We start from the raw sequence: 21147 nt of genomic DNA, 5'->3' as shown, positions 1-21147 counted from the left end.
GTGGAGACATCCGGCACTGCAAGGAACTGGTGAGACTTTTATTGCATGTTTTGTCATGCAATAAAGGTTTCTTTTTTTATCAGAAGGAGGAAAAATAATGGATCTAAGTAAAATGTCTATTAAAAAAATCCGGGAGCTCATTGTGTTTACGGCACTTCTTGTGGTCGCCTTGTGGAAGTTTGATGTGGTACTTGGTGTGCTAAAAACAATATGGGATATTATATTTCCGTTTGTGCTTGGTGGAGCAATCGCATTTCTTACCAATGTACCAATGAGCTTTTTGGAAAAGAAAATTTTTGAAAATGTAAAAAAGAAAAATAAGATAGTTAGAAAATTGAAAAGACCGATAAGCTTGATTCTTACTATTGTATTAGTAGTTGGTGTGATCGCATTGGTGATGTTCGGTGTGATTCCGCAGCTTACACGGACAATGGGAACGTTGGTGACGAGCATTAATGATTTTATTCCGCAGATGCAAAGTTGGATTGGAGAATTTTTCCATAATAATCAGGAAATTATGAATCTGGTAGATCAAATAGAGTTTGATCCAGATCAGGCGATTAAGTGGGGAATAAGCCTTCTCGGAAACGGTGCGGGAAATATGATGAATACGACAATGTCAGCAGTGGGTTCCATAGTCAGTGGGGTAGCGACCTTTTTCATTGCGTTCTCTTTTGCTTGCTATATTCTTTTTCAGAAAGAAAAGCTGCATATACAGATCAGAAAAGTATTTTTTGCTTTTCTTCCAAGACAAAAAGCAGACACTTTTCTTAAAGTATGTTCTCTAACTTATCGGACATTTGCAAACTTTCTTGCAGGCCAGTGTCTAGAAGCTGTGATTCTAGGAAGTATGTTTGTTGTTACGTTAAGTATTTTGAAGATGCCATATGCACTTTTGATTGGAATTTTAATTGCGTTTACGGCATTAATTCCTATTTTTGGAGCTTTCATCGGATGTGCAGTAGGAAGCTTTTTAATTTTCATGGTAAACCCACAACAAGCAATTTTATTCGTAATAGTATTTCTTGTGCTGCAGCAGATTGAGGGAAATCTGATATATCCTCATGTTGTTGGTGAATCTGTAGGTCTTCCTTCAATATGGGTTCTGGCGGCAGTTACGATTGGTGGAAATCTTATGGGAATAGTTGGAATGCTTGTTTTTATTCCGCTGTTGTCAGTGCTCTACACTATTTTTCGGGAATTTGTATATCTGCGTCTGAAAAAACAAAATATCAAGCAGGTGACAAAGACAGAAATAGAGGAATATACAAAAGAGGAAGATGAAGATATAGAAGAAACAGAAAAAAGCAAACTGTAATATACCTTTTCTTTACACAGGCAGACATCCTAAACAAACAAGACTGTGCACTAATGATTAGTTTATTATAGTTTGAAACTATGATTAGCAGTGAATTAAGGTATTATACAAATGATAAAAAATCCTGTATGATAGCAGCGTTAAGAACAATAATAGAGTTTTATTATAAAATACAGGAGGATTGCCATGAATACACCATTTCGCTATGATTTTGTAGGAAGCTTTTTGCGTCCGCTTTCTTTAAAAGAAGCAAGAAAACAGTTTGAGGCTGGAACCATCTCAAAGCAAGAGCTGGTAAAAGTTGAGGATGCCTGCATTGAAGATTTGATTGCAAAACAAAAAACAGCAGGTTACCATGTAATCACAGATGGGGAATTTCGCCGCGCAACATGGCATTTAGATTTCTTTTGGGAGTTCAACGGAGTTGGTCACACCAAGACAAAAACAGGATTGCCATTTCATGGTGAGGCAGCTATGATAGATGATACATACCTGACAGGAAAGATTTCCTACAATAACAATCATTCGTTTCTGCGTCATTTTGAATTTGTGAAGCAATTTGAGGATGAAAATACAGTTGCAAAGTTGACTATTCCGGCACCAGCACAGTTTTTGGAGCAGATGATCATGCCATTTGCATGGGAAAATACTTCAAAGTATTATGACACACAAAAACAGGTAGCAGAAGATATTGTAAAAGGATATCGTGCATTTATCAAAGACATTTACGCAGCGGGATGTAGAAATCTTCAGCTTGACGACTGTTCTTGGGGAATGGTTGTTGATTCAAGTGCACCAGTACTTTTTGGAACAACAAAGGCAGGTCTTGAGAAAATTAAAGAACAGCTGCTTGATGTTAACAATAAGGCAATTGAGGGCGCTCCAAAGGATCTTGTGATTAATACACATGTATGTAGAGGAAATTTCCATTCTACATATGCAAGCAGCGGTGCATATGATAGTGTAGCAGAGACACTTTTCGCAAAGGAAAATGTAAATGCCTATTATCTAGAATTTGATGATGAACGTTCTGGTGGTTTTGAATGTTTACAGAAGGTATCAGGTGATAAAAAAGTAGTTTTGGGCTTGATTACAACAAAGTCACCAAAGCTTGAAGATAAACAGGAAGTAATTAACCGTATTCACGAGGCAGCAAAATATGTGCCGCTTGAGCGCCTGTATTTAAGTCCACAGTGTGGTTTTGCTTCTTGTGAAATTGGAAATAAGCTTACTGAAAAGCAGCAATGGGCAAAGCTTGCACTTGTAAAAGAAATTGCTCAAGAAGTTTGGGGCGAATAAAGAATTAAAGCCATCGGAGATGATTGATATGATCTGATATGCCCCCTGTCAAGTAGACAAGTTAAATATCTAAAATGAGGTGCTGAAGAACGACCGTACAAAATGTGCGGTCGTTCTTCACTATAAAATCTTATATAATCCGTTATCGCAAATCTCAATGACTCTTCATTGGTTATTTCATACATCTGATACATTTCTGTATTTATAATTCCCCAAAAACCTTCTGTGGGGCCATTATCTATACAGCGACCAACTCGTGACATTGATTGTTCCATCTCGTGTTCCTTGAGTTTCTTTTGAAATACTTTGCTGGTGTATTGGAATCCTCTGTCACTGTGAAAGAGTGGTTTCGCCTCCGGATTGGTAGCAAGCGCTTTATCAAAGGTTTTAAATACAAGTTTGTTGTCGTTTCGGGGACTGATAACATATGCAACCGGATATCGGTCGTATAAATCAAGAATTACACTCAGATACAGTTTTTTGCTCTCGTCTAGAACCTTAAACTCAGTTACATCTGTAGCCCACTTTTCATTGGGAGCACATGCATAAAAATCTCTGCCCAGCTTATTTTCTGCTATAGACTCTGGTGCTGATGAAGTATATTTCTTCTTTTTCTTTCTGATTACAGAATGAATTCCCAGCTTCTTCATGATTCTATGTACTCGTTTCGGTTTATAATCAGTATGGTTGAAGTGATTAATCCAAGAGGTCATTCTTCTGTATCCCAAAATATGATTGAAACGCTCATCATACTCCTTTATAAATTCTGCTAGCTTCATATTTTCTGCTTCCTTTTTCGGTATCTCGCGGTGCAACCACTTATAGTAAGCAGCCCTTGATATTTCAAGCTGTTTGCACATCCAATTAATACTCCAGTTCTTTGTTTCATAGAAAAACTTTATTGCTATAAATTTTGAATCATAGCGAAGTTTCCCGAGCCTCACATCCTTTCGAGTTCTTGTACTTTTTTTAACAGTTCGTTTAACATATCCTTTTCTTGAAGTTGTCGTTTTAATCGGATATTTTCTCTCCGAAGGCGTTCTAATTCGTTGACTTCTTCATCTGTTTTGTGGCGTCCTCGCCTATCTGTTAATCCATCGTCCCCCTGTACATCATACTTCTTTACCCAGGAATAAACTTGACTGTATGAGACATTATAAATGCTTGCAGTTCCTTTATAGTCACGGTTGTGATTAATACAGTAATCTACGATTTCCTTACGTTCTTCAATGGTTGTTTTTCTTCGTGCGTCTGCCATATAGACCTCCCTTTTCGGAATATAATCCTTAAGTTCTCTATTAGCATTATACAACGAAATCCATTCCCGTAACATATGTGAACTTGATATTTGATACTGTGAAACAACGTCAAGTACAGAAGATTCTCCTTTTAATACAGCTTCAACACATTGGATTTTGAAATCTTTCGTATATTGCTTATTCTCATTTGTATTAATAAATGCATTTATACCATGAGTTTTATAAACATTTATCCAATCTCTAATTGTGGATTCTGGTATATTATATTTTTTAGATAAATCTTTTCTGGAACAGTTGCCATTCAAATACTCCTGCGCAATCTTAGCCCTAAACTCAGGTGTATATGATGATTTAGACATAAAAAACCTCCTAAGTAGATTTTTGTTATTTGCCTTGTCTACTTAAGAGGTATCATATCAATCTTTGGTGGTTTTTTCTTTGCAATAAAACCTTGTTTTTCGAGTGATAGACGTGATATACTTGTATAATAAAATCAAAGGGAGTAACAGCAATGGAAAAATACAGTACTGCCAAAAAAAGAATAATAAAATATAGCTGTGTTGTTGGACTAATTTCTTTTATGCTTCTGTTTCTTGTTGGATGCATGATCCTTGGCTATATGGAAAAAGAAGAAAAATCAGGAGCAGCCTATATGGCACAAAGTACTGTAAGGCGAATTAAAGCGCAGTTAGAGCAATATGTAGTTAGTTCAGATTTAGTGGAAAATATTATTCAAACAGGATATCAACTGGATGAAGAAACTTTCTCAAATCTAGCAAGTGTTATTCCGAATGAAAATGGTATAATAAAAGCATTTGAGCTAGCACCAGATGGGATCATTACAGATGTTTATCCTAAACAGGGCAATGAGAAAGCATTTGGGATTGATGTGCTTACCGAGCATGAGCGAAGTTTTGATGCCAATTTGGCTAAAGAAACAAAAGAATATACACTTGGAGGTCCCTATGAATTGAAACAGGGTGGAATGGGTGCATTGCTTTTAAATCCAGTTTATCAGTCAGATGAGGGCGAAGATGGTACATTTTGGGGCTTTGTGATTACAGTAATAGATTGGGATCGTTTTATAAGTGAATTAAAGCTTGAGAAGTTGAGTGAAGCTTCATTTTATTATAAAATCTGGACAAAAGACAAAAGTACAGGTGAACATATTGTGTTGGCGCAAAACAAAGAAAAGCTTTCAAAAGATTGTCTGACATTAGAGTGCAGTATTCCAAATGAAGTATGGTACTTTGATATAGAGCCGTCTGCCGGATGGATAACAATATCTTATTGGTTTTCAATTATCCTCACAATATTGGTTTTGTCTATGTTAATTGCTGCTATTTTTTATCAGGTTATTAGTAAAAACAATCAAGAGAAGCAGTATGCAGAGCAGCTGCAGCGATCAGCGGAACTGGCAAAAAATGCAAATGAAGCTAAGACGAGATTTTTATTTAATATGAGTCATGATATTCGCACACCGATGAATGCAATAATTGGATTTTCAGGTCTTTTGGAGAAAAATCTTCAAAATGAAGAGAAGGCTAAAGAATATCTGAAAAAAATTCAATCTTCTAGTGCGCTTATGATGACGATTATAAATCAGGTTTTGGAGATGGCGCGCATTGAAAGCGGAACGGCCACGTTAAGGCTAAAGGCAGAAGATTTAAGTGCCATTTTTCACGATGTTAGCAGCGTATTTGAATCAGATATAAGAAAAAAGAATCTTCAGTATTTAATCGATACTGATATCTGCCATAAGTATGCCATCTGTGATAAAACAAAGCTTCAGGAAATTTATTTGAATATCGTAAGTAATGCAGTCAAATATACGCCGAATGGAAAGTCAATTCATGTGACAATCAAAGAGGTTGCATCAGATGATAAAATGGCACAATATTGTTTTATTTGCGAAGATACAGGAATAGGAATGAGTGAAGAATATCTTCCTCATATATTTGAAGAATTTTCCAGAGAGCATACATCAACGGAGAATAAAGTTGTAGGTACAGGCCTTGGTCTTCCGATTGTGAAATCACTTATTGAATTGATGGGCGGAAACATTAAGGCAGAGAGCAGTCAAGAAGTGGGTACAAAGTTTACGGTAACACTTTCGTTAGAAATAGCATCGAAGGAAGATGTATATAAAGAACAAGAAAAACAGCCTAATATGGCTGTTTTCAGAGGCAAGAGGATTTTGCTTGCAGAGGACAATGAGCTGAATGCTGAAATTGCAATAGAGCTATTGCAGGAAGAAGGCTTTTTCGTGGAGCTTGCCACTGATGGTCAGGAATGCTTTGATATGCTTGATCAGGCAGAAGAAGGCTATTACGATCTGATTCTTATGGATATTCAGATGCCTAATGTAAATGGCTATGAAGCAACTGTAAAAATAAGGCAGATGGAAAATGATAAGAAAGCTCAAATTCCAATTATTGCGATGACGGCAAATGTATTTGCAGAAGATCGCAAACTTGCATTGGATTTGGGAATGAATGGACATATATCAAAGCCGATAGATATGAAAAAGGTAAGAAAAGTCCTGCATAATATTTTGAATGCAGAATAAGTGAAGCGACAAGAAGAATACGAGAATTGGTAGGTGGGAGAACAGGGGAAATGGAGCATCGAGTTTGTTTGAACAAAATGATAGTTGTTTTTATGACTGTTGTTAAATATTTGTCCTTTGTCATTTTTATAGTCTCCTGAACTTTGCTTGAATTATTTCTGTATACCCTGGATTTTTCTGTATTCTCTGGGTGACATTTTGACTATAGACTGAAAAGCGCTTGAAAACTTTCCCTGGGTTTGGTAGCCTACCTGGGAAGCAATATCCGCAATAGTGGCATTTGTTTCCCGCAATAATTTCATAGCCTGACGCACCCGAAATTCCTTCATATAGGTGGCGATAGGCTGGCCGTAGACTGCCTTGAATATCTCCTTTAGAGTAGAGGTATTTATCAAATACTGTTTGGAAAGTTCTGCAATCGTAAATCGTTGATCTAAGTGCTCTGTCAATTGTTGATGAATTTCTTTTATCAATTCGGTTTGCTGGGAGAAGTATTGAGTCAGTTCTTTATGCTCCAATTTCATGTTGCTCAAATAAATCAAAATTTCCAGCACCTTCAATTTCAAGAGGGAAATTCGAACGGACACAGGAGCAGAAAAGAGTGGGGCAAAAATATGCTCTAAATCGGAACAGGACGGGATTGCGGATGGCTTTCCGGAGCAAAATCGATCCCGTAACAGGTTTGCCTCTACACCGGCATTCTTTAAAACTTCCGGGCAAATGGAAGAGAGCTGTTTTAGATCCACGGAAATGGAAATCCCCTCTGAATATCCTAGGGGAAACATCATGGCGGAATTCGCGCAGCAGGCCATACTGTGCGCAGTCACATCACCTGCACCTAAATAGACGGCAGTACCGCCTTGCATATTCCAACCCACGCGACCACTGCGACAATAGTAAATTTCTAAAACAGAATCCGAAGCATCATGCTGAAACTTGACCTCTGAAGCAAGAAAAACATTGAAAGATACCTCTATTCCGGGAAAAGTTTCATATGCCTCCATACACCCTTTTCCAGCGGTAACCGTTCGAAACTGTTTTCCAAAGAGTGTGCTACCCGTCCCACCAGCCCGGCAATGCTTCAAGGCGAGAGTGTCGTTTGGAATTTTTTGGAGTTTTTGAGCGATAACTTTGGATTCTTCTTTTTTCATGGCATTCCTTTCTGTGTTTCTATTTGCGCCGGACAGGCGATTTTTACAAGCCACTCAATCATGTGATGGAAATTTAGGGTCTGATCATATCTACCATGGCCGAAAGACTGATAGCACATTCCTCACAGTGGCAAAGCAACCAAAAAATGCGAATACGGCTGCCATCCCCCAGTTGCTTGAAAATATCAGCTACGGTTTGAAAGTTTTCTACGCTGGGCATATGTTCCAGTTCCTGCTCGATAGTTTGTCCGTGGTCGTGGAGTAAGTGGTTCTGAATCATTTAGCACTCCTCCTTGAAGTCTATCTTACCATAGGCCGGAGGGAAAAGAAACTTTACTTCTGAGATGTTTTTGGTTCAGGACCAGCGTCATGGGTGTAATCCAAGATACGGATACCATCGCCTACCTCTTTTTGCACCAGCTCCCGTATACGCTTAGCAAAAGGACAGGTAATCCTCTGTCTGCATACAACGAATAATGCCAAGTTTCATATTAGTTTCCTCCTTAATTTATTTAGGGCCGACCATTTAGATTTGGCTGGCCCATTGTCTATTATTATGTAGTTAGCTTTTCCAACAGTTGGTTGAAATCTTCCATGCCAAGGGCGTACAGATCTCGTTCTGATTGTTCATTCATGTGTGAATCCCTTCTAATTTCATGTGATATTGTTCCAGCACATCTTTCAGCGTAATCTCTTGCATCCGTTTTTCCGCTGTATTCTGGATGTCAAGGTAAAAATCACGCAGTGTCAGTTGAATGTTCACGCCCACGCCACAAGCGGGGTTGGTGTGGATGTCCTGATGGAGCAGTGGCTTGTTGCCCTCTACTGCCCGATAGGCATCCAGCAGAGTAATTTTCTCCGGCTCACGAGCCAGAGTGGGTCGGGGATGTCCCTTCACGCTGACCAGCAGCCCTCCCTTCCGCAAGGCGGACATGAGCTGGCGCACATAGGCAGGATTCGTCTGAATGCTCTCTGCCAGCTTGTTACTGGTCAGGTCGCAGTCTGGGTACAAAGCGATAAAAGCTAGAATATGAACAGCATCGCTAAGGCGGGTGGGATATTTCATGATCTGATCTCCTTTTTTGTCTGATGTTATTTTTATTATAACAGCATATTGACAGCAACGCAAGAGGATGTTAAAATGATTTGAAGTAAGAATAAAAATAACATCCACTTGAAAGGAATGGTGACAATGAACTTCTATGATGATTTGGTCATGCAGACCCAGATGAATTATTCTAAGTACTATAATATCTATGCTTCCGGCAGTACGCCTTATCAGCTGACTGACAAAAAGCCGCTGCCGTATAGCGAACAGATCAATCGGTTGATACAGGAGGTAAAGGAAGCTGACTGTGTGGTAGTGGGCGGAGCCTCCGGCCTGTCTGCTGCCGGTGGCGGAGATTTTTATTACGAGGACAACGACTCCTACCGGAAATACTTCCGGCCTTTTGCTGAGAAGTACCAATTCAAAGGTGCTTTTGCAGGGATGATGCACCAATGGGAGACCCGAGAAGAGTATTGGGGGTATCTTGCTACCTTCCTTCACACCACCCAGACCGCACCTGTACGTCATCCCTATCTGGATTTAGACGCTTTGCTGAAAGGTAAGGACTTTTTCATCCTCACCACCAACCAGGATACCCAGTTTGTCAAACTCTACCCGGAGGAGAAGGTGGCGGAAATCCAGGGAGATCACCGGTTCTTCCAGTGTGCCGCTAGCTGTACCGATGACACCTGGGATGCGGTAAAGCCAGTGGCTGATATGGTGGCCGCTATGGGAGATGGCACGAAGATTCCAACGGATCTTATTCCCAGGTGCCCCCACTGCGGTGGTGAGGCGTTTCCTTGGGTGCGAGGATATGGGAATTTCCTTCAAGGAAAGAAATACGAAGAACAGTACGAAAAAATTTCTCGCTATGTACTGGAACACAAAGACAGTAAGATTCTATTCCTGGAGCTGGGCGTTGGCCGAATGACTCCAATGTTCATCCAGGAGCCTTTCTGGAACCTGACCCTCAGATTTCCCCATGCTCGATATATTGCTATCAACAACAAATATGACTTCCTGCCCAAGCAGTTGGAGGACAAGGGTATGACTATTGTGGCCGACATTGCTCAAGTGCTACGTGATGCACGTGACACCATGGAAAGTGGAGATAACGATCAATGAGAGATGGAAACCAAGCAAAGCTTCGGGAACTTGCCGAGCGTATTGATCAAGCAGATGCCGTTGTGATCGGAGGCGGCTCCGGCCTGTCAAGCGCGGCTGGATACGACCACTACCATTGGTCCCCGGCACTTTCGGAGGCATTGGCTCCCTTTCGCGAACAGTATGGATTCACCTCCCCGCTGGCTGGATTCTACCATTGCTTTTCTAGCTATGGGGAACAGTGGGGGTATTACAGCCAATATATACGCTTTATGTGGGAAGCCCCTACTGGGAAGCCCTATCTAGACCTGCAAGCGCTTGTTGCAGATAAATCTGTCTTTGTGCTGACCACTAATGTGGATCAGCAGTTTTTTCGGGTATTTCCCAAGAAACAAATTTGCGCCTTCCAGGGAGACTTTAGCTACTGCCAATGCAGCCAGCCATGCCTGGATGATATTTGGGAAAACAGCGAACTAGTGAAGAAACTGACGGGTTACTTGGTAGGCGTTCGCCTGCCGGAGGAGGCTGTTCCTCGTTGCCTGGATTGCGGGCGGGTGCTGGTGCCCTGGGTACGAGACGATACCTTCCTGGAGGGAACCTTATGGCAGGATAACCTGCACCGCTACTATAGATTCCTGCGACGCTGGATAATGGATCAGACCGACAAAAAAGTCCTGCTGTTGGAACTTGGCGTGGGTGAGATGACGCCCAGTATCATCAAACTACCATTCTGGGAACTTACTGCCAAAAACGAAAATGTCTTTTATGCATGTCTTAATCGAGAGGCATCTCATAGGCCAGAGCATCTGCGGGGACGCAGCCTGTATTTGCAAGGAGATTTGGCGGAAACTCTAGCTGCCCTCCGGCAGGAGCGATCCATCGCAGCAAACATAAAATAGAAAGGGGCGAACGAATATGATTGATTGGAACTCTATTGCGAAAAAATTCAAAGAAGCGGATGCTATCTTGATCGGGGCCAGTAACGGACTGTCCATCACCGAAGGACTGCATTTGTTTGCGGACAATGCAGCCTTTGAAAGACTGTTTGGGGACTTTAAACGGAAGTATGGTCTTGGGTGCATTTTGCAGGGCATGATGGCTGGATGGCCCAGCGAGGAGGAAAAATGGGCCTTCTGGACCCGGCTCATCCATCATTACTGTGGGCAGTACCAGCCTACGCCGGTGATGAACGATTTGAAGGCCATTGTGGGAGAGAAAGATTACTTTGTCGTCACATCAAACGGAGAAGGTCACTTTGAACTGTGTGGCTTCGATCCGACGAAAATTTATGAGATTGAGGGCAATTGGTTTACGATGCAGTGTGCCCGCCCCTGCCACGACACCCTCTATTCAAGTTTAGAGGTGGCCGAAAAATTATCGGCTGCCGAACAGGGCGGCCATGTACCTACAGAGTTGGTGCCGCGCTGTCCCAAGTGCGGAGGTCCCATGGACATCCACATGGGCGCGGGTCAGAGAATGATTCCAGATACCGCAGCCCAGGCACGGTTCCAAAACTTTCTGAAAACCTACCACGGGAAGAAACTGGTGGTTTTGGAGCTGGGCATTGGCTGGCACAATCAGTTAATCAAGGCCCCGATGATGCGCCTGGTGGCCAGCGAGCCAAACGCCACTTATGTGACCATCAATCTGGGTGAGATCTACATTGCGGACAATATCAAAGAGAAGTCCTTCGGACTGGACGGGCGACTGGATGAGTTGTTGCCTGCTCTCCGGGAGGCGTGCGAGGCATGACGATTTCGGAGCAGGTTCAAAATGACTATACGGTTGCTTGGCAGGTGATTGGCCCCATGGCGCGTCAGTTATCCTTGGGGGAATTATTTGCTTTGTGTCTTACCTCTCCTTCAATCCGCCTATGGTGGGCTTCGCCACTGGCAAACAGTCTCACACCGGTAAGCAGGTACGGGAGACCATATCCTGCACATCTGCCAGGTAGATAAGTTCCTGGGCGATGAGGACAAGAAGGGCCTGTATGCCTGGAACAGCTTCGGGAAAGTTACACCTGCGGTAGAAGGCTAAATCTTAAAATGGTAAGGAGGCGTCAGCGGTGGCTGTTTATATTAAAGACTGTATTAAGAACATGAATCTGGTGATCGGCTGTACTATTGGTTGCAGCTACTGCTACGCCAGAAATAATGTCCGCCGGTTTCACATGATCGACGACTTTGAAAAGCCAGAGTTTTTTCCAAATAAGCTGCGGCTGATGGAGAAAAAGCGCCAACAGAATTTTCTGCTCATCGGCATGAGCGATTTTTCCCACTGGAAGACAGAGTGGCGGGAACAGATATTTGCCAAAATGACTGAAAATCCGCAGCACCAATATCTGTTTTTGACCAAGCGACCGGAGGATATTGTGTTTTCCACTACCCTGGAGAATGCTTGGTTTGGTGTAACTGTTACCTCCAGCAAAGAGAAAAACCGTATCCGGACTTTGCGGGAGCATATCCATGGCGGACACTATCATGTGACCTTTGAACCTATGTTTGATGAGGTTGGCATGGTAGACCTTACCGGAATTGAGTGGATCGTCATTGGGACTGAGACCGGACATAGGAAGGGCAAAGGCGTATCGAAACCGGAATGGGTGTGGAACCTGACACATCAGGCCCATGCGCTTGGCATCCCTGTATTTATGAAGGAAGATCTGCTTCCTATCATGGGAGAGACACAGATGATACAAGAATTTCCCCCGGCTTTTTGCCGGGTATTGGAGGAACAGAAGACATGTCGAAAGTAAAAGAGAGTAGCATTCTGATTAAGGATGTAGAAACCAAAAATATTATGACAAAATCCGCCCTGCCGGTGGGAGGCTATTCCGTCAATCCTTATGTGGGCTGTACCCATGGCTGCAAATACTGCTATGCCTCGTTTATGAAGCGATTTACCGGGCACACCGAACCGTGGGGTACATTCCTGGATGTGAAACATTGGCCAGCAATCAAAAATCCGCAAAAGTACAAAGGGCAGCGCGTAGTCATCGGTTCTGTGACCGATGGCTATCTGCCCCAGGAGGCTCAGTTTCAGAACACCCGAAAGCTTCTTGAACAGCTCCAGGGCAGTGAGGCAGAAATTCTCATCTGTACCAAGTCAGACTTGGTAATCCGTGACATAGACCTTCTGAAAAAATTGGGAAAGGTCACGATCTCTTGGTCGATCAATACATTGGATGAAGGCTTTAAAAATGATATGGACGATGCCGTCAGCATCAAGCGACGGCTGGATGCCATGAAGCAGATCTATGATGCGGGCATTCGCACCGTCTGCTTTATTGCCCCTGTCTTTCCGGGTATCACGGATTTTGAGGCTATCTTCCATCGGGTCAGAAATCAATGCGACCTGATATGGTTAGAAAATCTAAACCTGCGAGGCGGATTCAAAAAAGACATCATGGACTATATTTGTAAAAAATATCCTGACTTGGTTCCGCTGTACGACGCTATCTACAACAAGAGAGACAGAAGCTACTTCCGTGGTTTGGAGGATCAAGCGGAACGGCTGGCGAAAGAAAACAGCTGTCCCTTCGTGGACAACGAGCTGCCCTACGGCCGGGCAGAGCCTGGGCACCCGGTCATTGTGAATTACTTTTACCATGAGGAAGTGCGTGGCTCGGAAAACAGCGGGCGACGCAACACCAAAAAATAATTTGTGAAATAAATGGGTTCTGACATGGAGCTGTGCTTCAATGTCAGGACCTTTTTTAGCACTGTTTACCTATTTAGAAGTTTTCTTATCCTTCCTGAAAGGATTTGTACTCCGTCCATTGCTTTTCGATTTTCCCCACTCTACAATGCAGACGGAACGATTAAATAATTGTTTTCGAAAAGGGAAAGTGTTCTGGTTGCCCTTATCAAGGTACTGGAATGTGCCGATAAAAGATGCATTTTGCCCAAACAGAAGAACCCTTTTCCCAAATGGCAGGATGTGCTTTCAAAGCGTTGACAAAGTCAGTTTAACTAAGTATGATGAGGATACAATTAAACAACAATTTAATTGTTATGACAACAGGAACAAATTAAGAGAGGAGTTTTCAAAATGAAAAAAACTTATAAGATCGAAGTAGACTGCGCTAATTGCGCCAACCTGATGGAGAACGCAGCCCGCAAGACCAGCGGCGTACAGAGCGCTACTGTGAACTTCATGACCCAGAAGATGATTGTGGAATTCGCTGAAGGTCAGGAGTCGGCCAGCGTGATGGATGCTGTGCAGAAGGCTTGCAAGAAGGTGGAGCCTGACTGCGAGATCTTTCTGTAAGGCTCCATTCCACACAGGTGCCCCAGACGCTACGGGCGGAAGGGGCATTTTTTAACAAATAAATAAGCAAATTATAGAAAGGAACAAGTGGTATGCAAGAAATGATTGAAAGCAGCTTGCTGATTGTGGTAGCCATATTATCAATTATTCTTCTATTGATTGGCCAGCGGCCCAACAGCGGCATGACAAAGAAACAGAAAATCATGTTGGGAAGAATCCTGACTGCCACGGTATTACTGTTGGTGTTACAAACTTTGGGTTCCACCATTTTTGACCAGCTTGGGGCAGCCGGGCGCTGGGTACGATTGGCGCTGTATTTGGTAGACTATCTCATTATTGGTTATGATATTCTGAGAAAAGCGTATAAAGGTATCCGCAATGGCCAGGTCTTTGACGAGAACTTCTTGATGGCGGTTGCCACCATTGGTGCTTTGGCTCTGGCTGTCTACGAAAACGGTGATTATCTGGAATCCATTGCAGTTATGCTGTTCTATCAGGTAGGCGAATGGTTCCAGTCCTATGCTGTTGGCAAATCTCGCCGCAACATAAGCGAACTCATGGACATCCGTCCAGACTACGCTAACATTGAACGGGATGGCAAGCTCGAACAAGTAGACCCAGACGAGGTGGGTATCGGCACCATCATCGTGGTACAGCCTGGCGAGAAAGTTCCCATTGACGGTACCGTGGTGCAGGGAGAATCCACTCTGAACACTGCCGCCCTCACCGGCGAAAGTTTGCCTCGTGAGGTCAAGACTGGCGATGAGATCATCTCTGGCTGCATTAACATGACCGGACTGCTTCATATACAGACTACCAAGGAATTTGGTGAGTCTACGGTCTCAAAAATCTTGGACTTGGTGGAAAATGCTTCCTCCCGAAAATCGAAGTCGGAGGATTTTATCTCCCGTTTTGCGAAAATTTATACCCCGGCTGTTTGCTATGCAGCGTTAGCGTTGGCTGTGCTTCCGCCGCTGGTGCGGATGTTTGCATTGGGTCTTCCAGCTGGCTGGGAAACCTGGGTATACCGGGCACTGACCTTCCTTGTTGCCAGCTGCCCATGCGCTCTGGTCATTTCCATTCCTCTGTCCTTCTTTGCAGGAATTGGCGGAGCCAGTAAGGCTGGTGTGCTGGTCAAAGGTTCCAACTATCTGGAGACCCTGTCACAGGCTAAGATTGTAGTTTTTGACAAGACCGGCACACTGACTCAGGGTGTATTTGAGGTGAATGCGATCCATCACAATGAGATGGATAAGCGTAAGTTGGTGGAATATGCTGCTCTGGCAGAAAGTGCCTCTAGCCACCCCATCAGCAAGAGTTTGCAGAAAGCCTACGGTATGGAAATCGACCGTAGCCGGGTGACTGACATTCAGGAACTCAGCGGCAACGGTGTCATCGCAACGGTGGACGGTCATCAGGTGGCAGCTGGTAACGACAAGCTCATGAATCGTCTTGGCGTTCAATCTATTCCGTGCCACAGCGTAGGCACCATCATTCACATGGCGGTTGACGGGAAATATGCCGGACACATTGTTATTTCCGATATCGTGAAGCCTCACTCCAAGGAAGCCATCCAGGCATTAAAGTCGGCTGGGGTTCGCAAGACTGTGATGCTCACCGGTGATGCCCAAAAGGTGGCTGACAGTGTAGCCTCCGCTCTTGGCTTGGATGAGGTCTACAGCGAACTGCTGCCTGCTGATAAGGTAGAGAAAGTAGAAGAGATGATTCAGATCAAATCGGAAAAGGAAAAGCTGACTTTCGTAGGAGATGGCATCAACGACGCCCCGGTACTCCGCCGGGCAGACATCGGTATCGCAATGGGTGCCATGGGTTCTGACGCCGCCATTGAGGCTGCTGATGTAATCCTAATGGATGATGACCCCATGCAGATTTCCAAGGCGATTAAGATCAGTCGTAAGTGTCTGGGAATTGTCTACCAGAACATCGTTTTTGCTATTGGTATTAAGCTGATCTGCCTCGTCTTGGTAGCCTTGGGGCTGGCAAGTATGTGGCTGGCGGTATTTGCAGATGTAGGCGTAATGATTATTGCCGTTCTCAATGCCATTCGAGCGCTATTTGTAAAGAATCTTTAAGGGTTTGGAAAATCGCAAGGAATGGAGGGATTCCGATTCATATGGAAGCAGGATGCATGGGATGAGACAGTGACAACCGGATATACCTGCTCAAGTTGCGGAGCAACAAAAAATAAAAATCAAGAAAAAGATAGTAAGATATAGAAGAAAAAGCACTTTGTGAAAGACGTGTATACGTTTGTGATTAGTAGTTGGTGTGATCGCATTGGTGATGTTCGGTGTGATTCTGCAGCTTACACGGACAATAGTGGGTTCCCTAGTCAGTGGAGTAGCGACCTTTTTCATTGCGTTCTCTTTTGCCTGCTATATTCTTTTTCAGAAAGAAAATTTTTAATCTTTATGGTAAACCCACAACAGGCAATTTTATTCGTAATAGTATTTCTTGTGCTGCAGCAGATTGAGGGAAATCTGATATATCCTCATGTTGTTGGTGAATCTGTAGGTCTTCCTTCAATATGGGTTTTGGCGGCAGTTACGATTGGTGGAAATCTTATGGGAATAGTTGGAATGCTTGTTTTCATTCCGCTGTTGTCAGTGTTATACACTATTTTTCGAGAATTTGTATATCTGCGCCTGAAAAAACAAAATATCAAGCAGGTGACAAAGACAGAAATAGAGGAATATACAGAAGAAGAAATACTTTACAAAACAAAATAAATGCGATATGATATGCCTAAATAGGGAGCTCAAATAGATGGGCTGAGAGTAGACTTGGTAGTCTTGACCTGAAACCTGATTTGGATAATGCCAACGTAGGGAAATACATGTCTTGCACAATAATGTTGTGTGTGTTTTGCTCTCTGTTTTTTTGTGAACTGGGGGCACCACTTTTCGCAGAACAGACTAGGCGCCGGATGATACTTGTATTGTATCATTCGGCGCTTTTTTTGTTTTTAATTTGCTAATAAAGGTGCCGAATATAAGAAAGGAGATAAGCCATATGGTAAGGATAAATGGAGAAGATAAGGCACTTGCAGGAATCAATCTCTTGGAATACTTAAAAGATGCTGGATACCAACTGGAAAAGATTGTGGTAGAACGAAATCTGGAAATCATTCCGCGAGATCAGTTAGAAAATGTGGTGATTCAGGAAAATGATTCCATTGAAGTACTGAGTTTTGTTGGTGGAGGCTGATATAATGACTGAAATGCAGAAAGAGATGCAGAAACTTATTTCAAAAGACGAATTGGATAAAGCTTTTGATGCAAGGTTTCCAAAAGAGATGCAGGTAAAGCTGCATAATGCAAAGGTTGCCATAGCAGGACTTGGCGGACTTGGCTCCAATATTGCAGTTATGCTTGCAAGAAGTGGGGTAGGTCAGCTTTTACTTGTAGATTATGATGTGGTAGATGTGACAAATCTGAATAGACAGATGTACTATATTCAGCATATTGGAAAACCAAAAGCTCAGGCACTGCCTGAAATATTATATCAGATTAATCCATATAGTAATTATCAGTCATGTTCTGTGAAAGTAACAGAGCGAAATGTACACGAGTTGTTTTCGCAATATCCAATTGTATGTGAAGCTTTTGACGCATCAGATCAGAAAGCAATGCTGGTAAGGGAAGTACTTACTCAGTGTCCCAATACTACAGTTGTATCGGGAAATGGAATGGCTGGATATGGAGATATCAATGAAATACAGACGAGCAGAAAAATGAGACACCTTTATGTGTGCGGAGATCAGCATACAGATGTAGGTGAGGGAATTGGTCTTATGGCTCCGAGAGTAGCAGCTTGCGCTGCACATGAAGCCAATAAAGTGATACAGCTTATTATGGAAGCATGAAATAAAAACTTAAAAATAAAAGTTTAATGAGGAGACAAACATGGAAGATAAACTGATATTAGGTGGAAAAGAATTCAAAAGTCGTTTTATTCTGGGATCAGGAAAATATAATTTGAATCTGATTAACGCAGCAGTAGAGCAGGGTGGTGCGGAAATCATAACACTTGCTCTTAGACGTGCAAATACCAAGGAAAGTGAAAATATTTTGGATTATATTCCAAAGGGTGTCACACTGCTTCCAAATACTTCTGGTGCACGAAATGCAGAGGAGGCAGTTCGTATTGCGAGACTGAGCCGTGCAATGGGCTGTGGTGATTTTGTAAAGATAGAGATAATGCGAGATGCCAAATATCTTTTCCCAGATAATCAGGAAACAATAAAAGCAACAGAAATTTTGGCAAAGGAAGGATTTGTAGTTCTGCCGTATATGAATCCTGATTTAAATGTTGCAAGAGATCTGCAAAACGCCGGAGCTGCTGCTGTAATGCCGCTGGCTGCTCCTATTGGAAGCAATAAAGGTCTGGCAACAAAAGCCATGATTCAGGTACTTATTGATGAGATCGATCTGCCAGTTATTGTGGATGCAGGAATTGGAAAACCATCTCAGGCTTGTGAAGCAATGGAAATGGGAGCAGCAGCAATTATGGCAAATACGGCAATTGCAACAGCAGGGAATATACCTAATATGGCAGAGGCTTTTAAGCTTGCAATTCAGGCTGGCAGAAAAGCATATCTTACTGGAATGGGAAGAGTTCTTGCAAGAGGTGGAAGCGCATCAGATCCGTTAACAGGATTTTTACGGTAGGAGGTTGTAGTCATGAATGAAGAAAATCAGGTATATTTTATTGACAGTGATCAACTGCCGCCTTCCGCATTGGAAAGAAAACATCGATTGGAGCAGGATCCCTCTTTTCGTGCTGACCATATGAAATACATGGATGGAATGCAGGTAATCGAATCAGACATTAAAGATAAAGTGTTAAAAGCCATGGGAGAGTATGATTACAATTCCTACACTGCAGCTGATATTGAGAGAGCACTTTCTCACGAGACATGTTCAATAGAAGACTTTAAAGCTTTTTTGTCACCTGCTGCAGCACCGTATCTGGAGCAGATGGCAAGAAAAGCAGAAGAGATAACAAAAAATCATTTTGGAAACACTGTTTATATTTTTACACCACTTTATATAGCCAATTATTGTCAGAATTACTGCATTTACTGTGGATTCAATTGTTATAACAATATTCGCAGAAAGAAATTAAATTTCCAAGAAATAGAGCATGAAATGCAGGTTATAGCCAAAACTGGAATGGAAGAGATACTGCTGCTTACAGGAGAAAGCCGGAAATATTCTGATGTGGAATATATTGGTGAGGCAGTAAAAATTGCTCGGAAATATTTCAAAAACATCGGAATTGAAATTTATCCGGTAAACGTAGATGAGTATAAGTATCTTCATGAATGCGGCGTAGATTATGTAACTGTTTTTCAGGAAACCTATAATGCAGATAAGTATGAGACACTGCATTTGCTCGGACATAAGCGTGTATGGCCGTATCGTTTTGATTCTCAGGAACGTGCATTGATGGGAGGCATGAGAGGCGCTGGATTTTCTGCCCTTCTGGGGCTTGATGATTTCAGGAAGGATGCACTGGCGACTGCGCTTCATGTTTATTATATAAACCGTAAATATCCGCATGCAGAGCTTTCTCTAAGCTGTCCAAGACTGCGTCCTATTGTAAATAATGATAAGATCAATCCCCGTGATGTAGGCGAAAAAGAACTCTGCCAGGTATTATGTGCATATCGTATGTTCCTTCCTTTTGTTGGAATTACAGTATCTAGTCGTGAAAGTGCTGATTTCAGAAATGGTATTGCAAAAATTTGTGCAACAAAAGTATCAGCAGGAGTATCAACAGGTATAGGTGATCATGAAGAAAAATATGAAGGAACAAAAGATGCAGATGTAGGAGACGAGCAGTTTGAAATTAACGATTCCCGCTCTTTTGAATCCATGTATCAGGACATGGAACAGGAAGGTCTGCAGCCTGTGTTGAATGATTACCTCTATGTGTAACAGCTACGAACATACTATTGTAATTACTAACCGTCATCTTGTGCAGGGGGACTTCCTGAAGCAACTTGAAAAAGTAACAAAGCTGCGTCCCCATGCATTGATTCTGAGAGAAAAAGATCTTACAGATGATGCTTATGAAAGTTTGGCAAAAAAAGTTTTTGATTTATGCAAGAGAGAAGATATAACTTTCTTTTTACATACTAAGATTGAAATTGCCCGAAAAATAGGATGTCAAAACATTCATCTGTCTATTCCTGTGCTAAAAGGATTATCAGAGACAGAAAAGAAAGCTTTAACAGAAGATTTTTGTGAAATCAGTATTTCATGCCACAGCATGGAAGATGTAGAAATTGCAATGGCAGGAGGTGCTACACAGATTATTCTGGGAACTATTTTTGAGACAGAGTGTAAAAAAGGTGTTCTAGGCAAGGGTGTGGAGTTTGTAAGAGAAATATGTCAAAAGTGTCCGCTTCCGGTATACGCTATAGGCGGAATGAATCTGCAAAGACTGCCTCTTGTCATAGACGCGGGAGCTGCAGGTTGCTGCATGATGTCTGGATTTATGCAAACAACGAAACCATTGCAGTAAAGTGCTTTCATAACATGACATGTCAACTGCAGTAAAATATCACAAAAAACAAACTCAGATTTTGTTACGGGTTACGCGTTTAACCTTTGAAAAAATTTCTGATGAAACAATAAAACGTGTTCAGCAAGAGCTTGAAAGATCGGGATACATACCGAATATGGCAGGTATTTTGCTTGCAAGAAATAATTCAAGAATTATTGGAGTAGTGGTCAATGACCATGAAAAGTATGAGGGCAGAGTTTTAGAAGATGGTTTTGTGATGTCATCATTAAATGCTCTTTCACGTGAGGTAAATGAAAAAGGATATTTCTTGATGATAAAAACGACAGCTGATATCAGTGAAATTCCGGTGTTTGCTTCCATGTGGAATATGGATGGACTGATTTTAATGGGATTTTGCGAAGCCGATTATAATGATTCAGCGCAGAAAACCCAGGCCGTTCGCAAGAACGTCCGAGGGATGAATGCGCCAATTACAAACAACGCAACCATCATTCCAACAGGGTTTTCTTCTGGAATTGTTGGTTTTTCTTGGCCTGATGTTCTTCAGAACGCTGTGATTCGATGTATTGCTTTAC

General features: G+C 42.3%; 20 protein-coding genes, 2 pseudogenes and 1 riboswitch. Of the genes and pseudogenes, 17 read left to right on the top strand and 5 right to left on the bottom strand.

All coding sequences use genetic code 11. The features are described 5' to 3' along the window. Positions 1-97: 97 nt before the first annotated feature. Positions 98-1318, top strand: coding sequence for an AI-2E family transporter (locus LKD48_RS12725; protein WP_308732189.1), 1221 nt, complete (start codon positions 98-100; stop codon positions 1316-1318). A gap of 186 nt (positions 1319-1504) precedes the next feature. Further along, the gene (locus tag LKD48_RS12720; RefSeq protein WP_308732188.1) at positions 1505-2617 is read left to right on the top strand and encodes a 5-methyltetrahydropteroyltriglutamate--homocysteine S-methyltransferase; all 1113 of its coding nucleotides are present in this window, start codon (positions 1505-1507) and stop codon (positions 2615-2617) included. Here the strand turns inward: LKD48_RS12720 and LKD48_RS12715 are convergent. Next, complete coding sequence (locus LKD48_RS12715; protein WP_308732187.1) at positions 2596-3561, bottom strand: IS3 family transposase; 966 nt, start codon at positions 3559-3561, stop codon at positions 2596-2598. The genes LKD48_RS12720 and LKD48_RS12715 overlap by 22 nt on opposite strands. Then, positions 3558-4235 carry a helix-turn-helix domain-containing protein gene (locus tag LKD48_RS12710; RefSeq protein ID WP_308732186.1) on the bottom strand — a complete coding sequence of 226 codons (678 nt, stop codon included), beginning with the start codon at positions 4233-4235 and terminating at the stop codon, positions 3558-3560. Before LKD48_RS12710 ends, LKD48_RS12715 begins: the two co-directional genes overlap by 4 nt. 152 nt (positions 4236-4387) lie before the next feature. Between LKD48_RS12710 and LKD48_RS12705 the strand changes: the two genes are divergently transcribed. Beyond that, a complete protein-coding gene (locus LKD48_RS12705; RefSeq protein WP_308732185.1) occupies positions 4388-6445 on the top strand; it encodes an ATP-binding protein in 2058 nt (685 codons plus the stop codon). Between the two features lie 152 nt (positions 6446-6597). Here the strand turns inward: LKD48_RS12705 and LKD48_RS12700 are convergent, their stop codons facing one another. The 3 genes from LKD48_RS12700 to LKD48_RS12690 all read right to left on the bottom strand — a co-directional run bounded on the left by LKD48_RS12700 (position 6598) and on the right by LKD48_RS12690 (position 8662). Further along, positions 6598-7596, bottom strand: a complete 999-nt coding sequence (locus tag LKD48_RS12700; protein ID WP_308732184.1) for a helix-turn-helix domain-containing protein — start codon at positions 7594-7596, stop codon at positions 6598-6600. Between the two features lie 73 nt (positions 7597-7669). Continuing rightward, a complete protein-coding gene (locus LKD48_RS12695; RefSeq protein ID WP_308732183.1) occupies positions 7670-7876 on the bottom strand; it encodes a hypothetical protein in 207 nt (68 codons plus the stop codon). 351 nt (positions 7877-8227) lie between these two features. After that, positions 8228-8662, bottom strand: coding sequence for an Rrf2 family transcriptional regulator (locus LKD48_RS12690; RefSeq protein WP_308732182.1), 435 nt, complete (start codon positions 8660-8662; stop codon positions 8228-8230). Between the two features lie 126 nt (positions 8663-8788). Here LKD48_RS12690 and LKD48_RS12685 point away from each other — a divergent pair, with 126 nt between their 5' ends. From LKD48_RS12685 to LKD48_RS12620, 14 genes and pseudogenes are all read left to right on the top strand, one after another. Then, complete coding sequence (locus LKD48_RS12685; RefSeq protein WP_308732181.1) at positions 8789-9769, top strand: SIR2 family NAD-dependent protein deacylase; 981 nt, start codon at positions 8789-8791, stop codon at positions 9767-9769. Continuing rightward, positions 9766-10647, top strand: coding sequence for an SIR2 family NAD-dependent protein deacylase (locus tag LKD48_RS12680; RefSeq protein WP_308732180.1), 882 nt, complete (start codon positions 9766-9768; stop codon positions 10645-10647). The genes LKD48_RS12685 and LKD48_RS12680 overlap by 4 nt, the downstream gene beginning before the upstream one ends. Before the next feature lie 16 nt (positions 10648-10663). Further along, positions 10664-11500 (top strand): SIR2 family NAD-dependent protein deacylase, encoded by an 837-nt coding sequence (locus LKD48_RS12675; protein WP_308732179.1) that lies wholly within the window; start codon positions 10664-10666, stop codon positions 11498-11500. 313 nt (positions 11501-11813) lie between these two features. Further along, the gene (locus LKD48_RS12670) at positions 11814-12503 is read left to right on the top strand and encodes a radical SAM mobile pair protein A (protein WP_308732178.1); all 690 of its coding nucleotides are present in this window, start codon (positions 11814-11816) and stop codon (positions 12501-12503) included. Beyond that, positions 12491-13408 carry a radical SAM mobile pair protein B gene (locus LKD48_RS12665; RefSeq protein ID WP_308732177.1) on the top strand — a complete coding sequence of 306 codons (918 nt, stop codon included), beginning with the start codon at positions 12491-12493 and terminating at the stop codon, positions 13406-13408. The genes LKD48_RS12670 and LKD48_RS12665 overlap by 13 nt, the downstream gene beginning before the upstream one ends. A gap of 390 nt (positions 13409-13798) precedes the next feature. Next, on the top strand, positions 13799-14017 hold the full coding sequence (locus LKD48_RS12660; protein WP_308732176.1) for a cation transporter: 219 nt from the start codon (positions 13799-13801) through the stop codon (positions 14015-14017). Positions 14018-14109: 92 nt separating this feature from the next. Beyond that, positions 14110-16110, top strand: a complete 2001-nt coding sequence (locus LKD48_RS12655) for a heavy metal translocating P-type ATPase (protein ID WP_331466859.1) — start codon at positions 14110-14112, stop codon at positions 16108-16110. A gap of 327 nt (positions 16111-16437) precedes the next feature. Continuing rightward, positions 16438-16767, top strand: a pseudogene (locus LKD48_RS12650) (AI-2E family transporter); the annotation flags it as partial. A gap of 11 nt (positions 16768-16778) precedes the next feature. Next, a riboswitch (TPP riboswitch) is annotated at positions 16779-16886 on the top strand. 164 nt (positions 16887-17050) lie between these two features. Beyond that, positions 17051-17245 carry a sulfur carrier protein ThiS gene (gene thiS, locus LKD48_RS12645; RefSeq protein WP_118613975.1) on the top strand — a complete coding sequence of 65 codons (195 nt, stop codon included), beginning with the start codon at positions 17051-17053 and terminating at the stop codon, positions 17243-17245. 4 nt (positions 17246-17249) lie between these two features. Next, entirely contained in the window at positions 17250-17903 is a 654-nt protein-coding gene (gene thiF, locus LKD48_RS12640; protein WP_308732175.1) for a sulfur carrier protein ThiS adenylyltransferase ThiF, read from the top strand. A 40-nt stretch (positions 17904-17943) separates the two neighbouring features. Continuing rightward, positions 17944-18708 (top strand): thiazole synthase, encoded by a 765-nt coding sequence (locus LKD48_RS12635; RefSeq protein ID WP_118613973.1) that lies wholly within the window; start codon positions 17944-17946, stop codon positions 18706-18708. A 12-nt stretch (positions 18709-18720) separates the two neighbouring features. Next, the gene (gene thiH, locus LKD48_RS12630; protein WP_308732174.1) at positions 18721-19980 is read left to right on the top strand and encodes a 2-iminoacetate synthase ThiH; all 1260 of its coding nucleotides are present in this window, start codon (positions 18721-18723) and stop codon (positions 19978-19980) included. After that, positions 19973-20569, top strand: coding sequence for a thiamine phosphate synthase (locus LKD48_RS12625; RefSeq protein WP_308732173.1), 597 nt, complete (start codon positions 19973-19975; stop codon positions 20567-20569). The genes thiH and LKD48_RS12625 overlap by 8 nt, the downstream gene beginning before the upstream one ends. Before the next feature lie 19 nt (positions 20570-20588). Beyond that, positions 20589-21147: pseudogene (locus LKD48_RS12620) on the top strand (hypothetical protein); the annotation flags it as partial.

The sequence above is a fragment of the Anthropogastromicrobium aceti genome (assembly GCF_020687335.1).
GTDB lineage: Bacteria > Bacillota > Clostridia > Lachnospirales > Lachnospiraceae > Anthropogastromicrobium > Anthropogastromicrobium aceti.
The sequence above is the reverse complement of the archived record's forward strand: the minus strand, read 5'-3'. Positions and strand labels throughout refer to the sequence as shown.

Coding starts and splice junctions, on each gene's coding strand:
- LKD48_RS12680 (WP_308732180.1), top strand. CDS start 9,766: ATGAGAGATGGAAACCAAGCAAAGCTTCGGGAACTTGCCGAGCGTATT.
- LKD48_RS12700 (WP_308732184.1), bottom strand. CDS start 7,596: ATGAAAAAAGAAGAATCCAAAGTTATCGCTCAAAAACTCCAAAAAATT.
- LKD48_RS12660 (WP_308732176.1), top strand. CDS start 13,799: ATGAAAAAAACTTATAAGATCGAAGTAGACTGCGCTAATTGCGCCAAC.
- LKD48_RS12705 (WP_308732185.1), top strand. CDS start 4,388: ATGGAAAAATACAGTACTGCCAAAAAAAGAATAATAAAATATAGCTGT.
- LKD48_RS12685 (WP_308732181.1), top strand. CDS start 8,789: ATGAACTTCTATGATGATTTGGTCATGCAGACCCAGATGAATTATTCT.
- thiH (WP_308732174.1), top strand. CDS start 18,721: ATGAATGAAGAAAATCAGGTATATTTTATTGACAGTGATCAACTGCCG.
- LKD48_RS12625 (WP_308732173.1), top strand. CDS start 19,973: ATGTGTAACAGCTACGAACATACTATTGTAATTACTAACCGTCATCTT.
- thiF (WP_308732175.1), top strand. CDS start 17,250: ATGACTGAAATGCAGAAAGAGATGCAGAAACTTATTTCAAAAGACGAA.
- LKD48_RS12665 (WP_308732177.1), top strand. CDS start 12,491: ATGTCGAAAGTAAAAGAGAGTAGCATTCTGATTAAGGATGTAGAAACC.
- LKD48_RS12695 (WP_308732183.1), bottom strand. CDS start 7,876: ATGATTCAGAACCACTTACTCCACGACCACGGACAAACTATCGAGCAG.
- LKD48_RS12710 (WP_308732186.1), bottom strand. CDS start 4,235: ATGTCTAAATCATCATATACACCTGAGTTTAGGGCTAAGATTGCGCAG.
- LKD48_RS12720 (WP_308732188.1), top strand. CDS start 1,505: ATGAATACACCATTTCGCTATGATTTTGTAGGAAGCTTTTTGCGTCCG.
- LKD48_RS12675 (WP_308732179.1), top strand. CDS start 10,664: ATGATTGATTGGAACTCTATTGCGAAAAAATTCAAAGAAGCGGATGCT.
- LKD48_RS12655 (WP_331466859.1), top strand. CDS start 14,110: ATGCAAGAAATGATTGAAAGCAGCTTGCTGATTGTGGTAGCCATATTA.
- LKD48_RS12635 (WP_118613973.1), top strand. CDS start 17,944: ATGGAAGATAAACTGATATTAGGTGGAAAAGAATTCAAAAGTCGTTTT.
- thiS (WP_118613975.1), top strand. CDS start 17,051: ATGGTAAGGATAAATGGAGAAGATAAGGCACTTGCAGGAATCAATCTC.
- LKD48_RS12725 (WP_308732189.1), top strand. CDS start 98: ATGGATCTAAGTAAAATGTCTATTAAAAAAATCCGGGAGCTCATTGTG.
- LKD48_RS12690 (WP_308732182.1), bottom strand. CDS start 8,662: ATGAAATATCCCACCCGCCTTAGCGATGCTGTTCATATTCTAGCTTTT.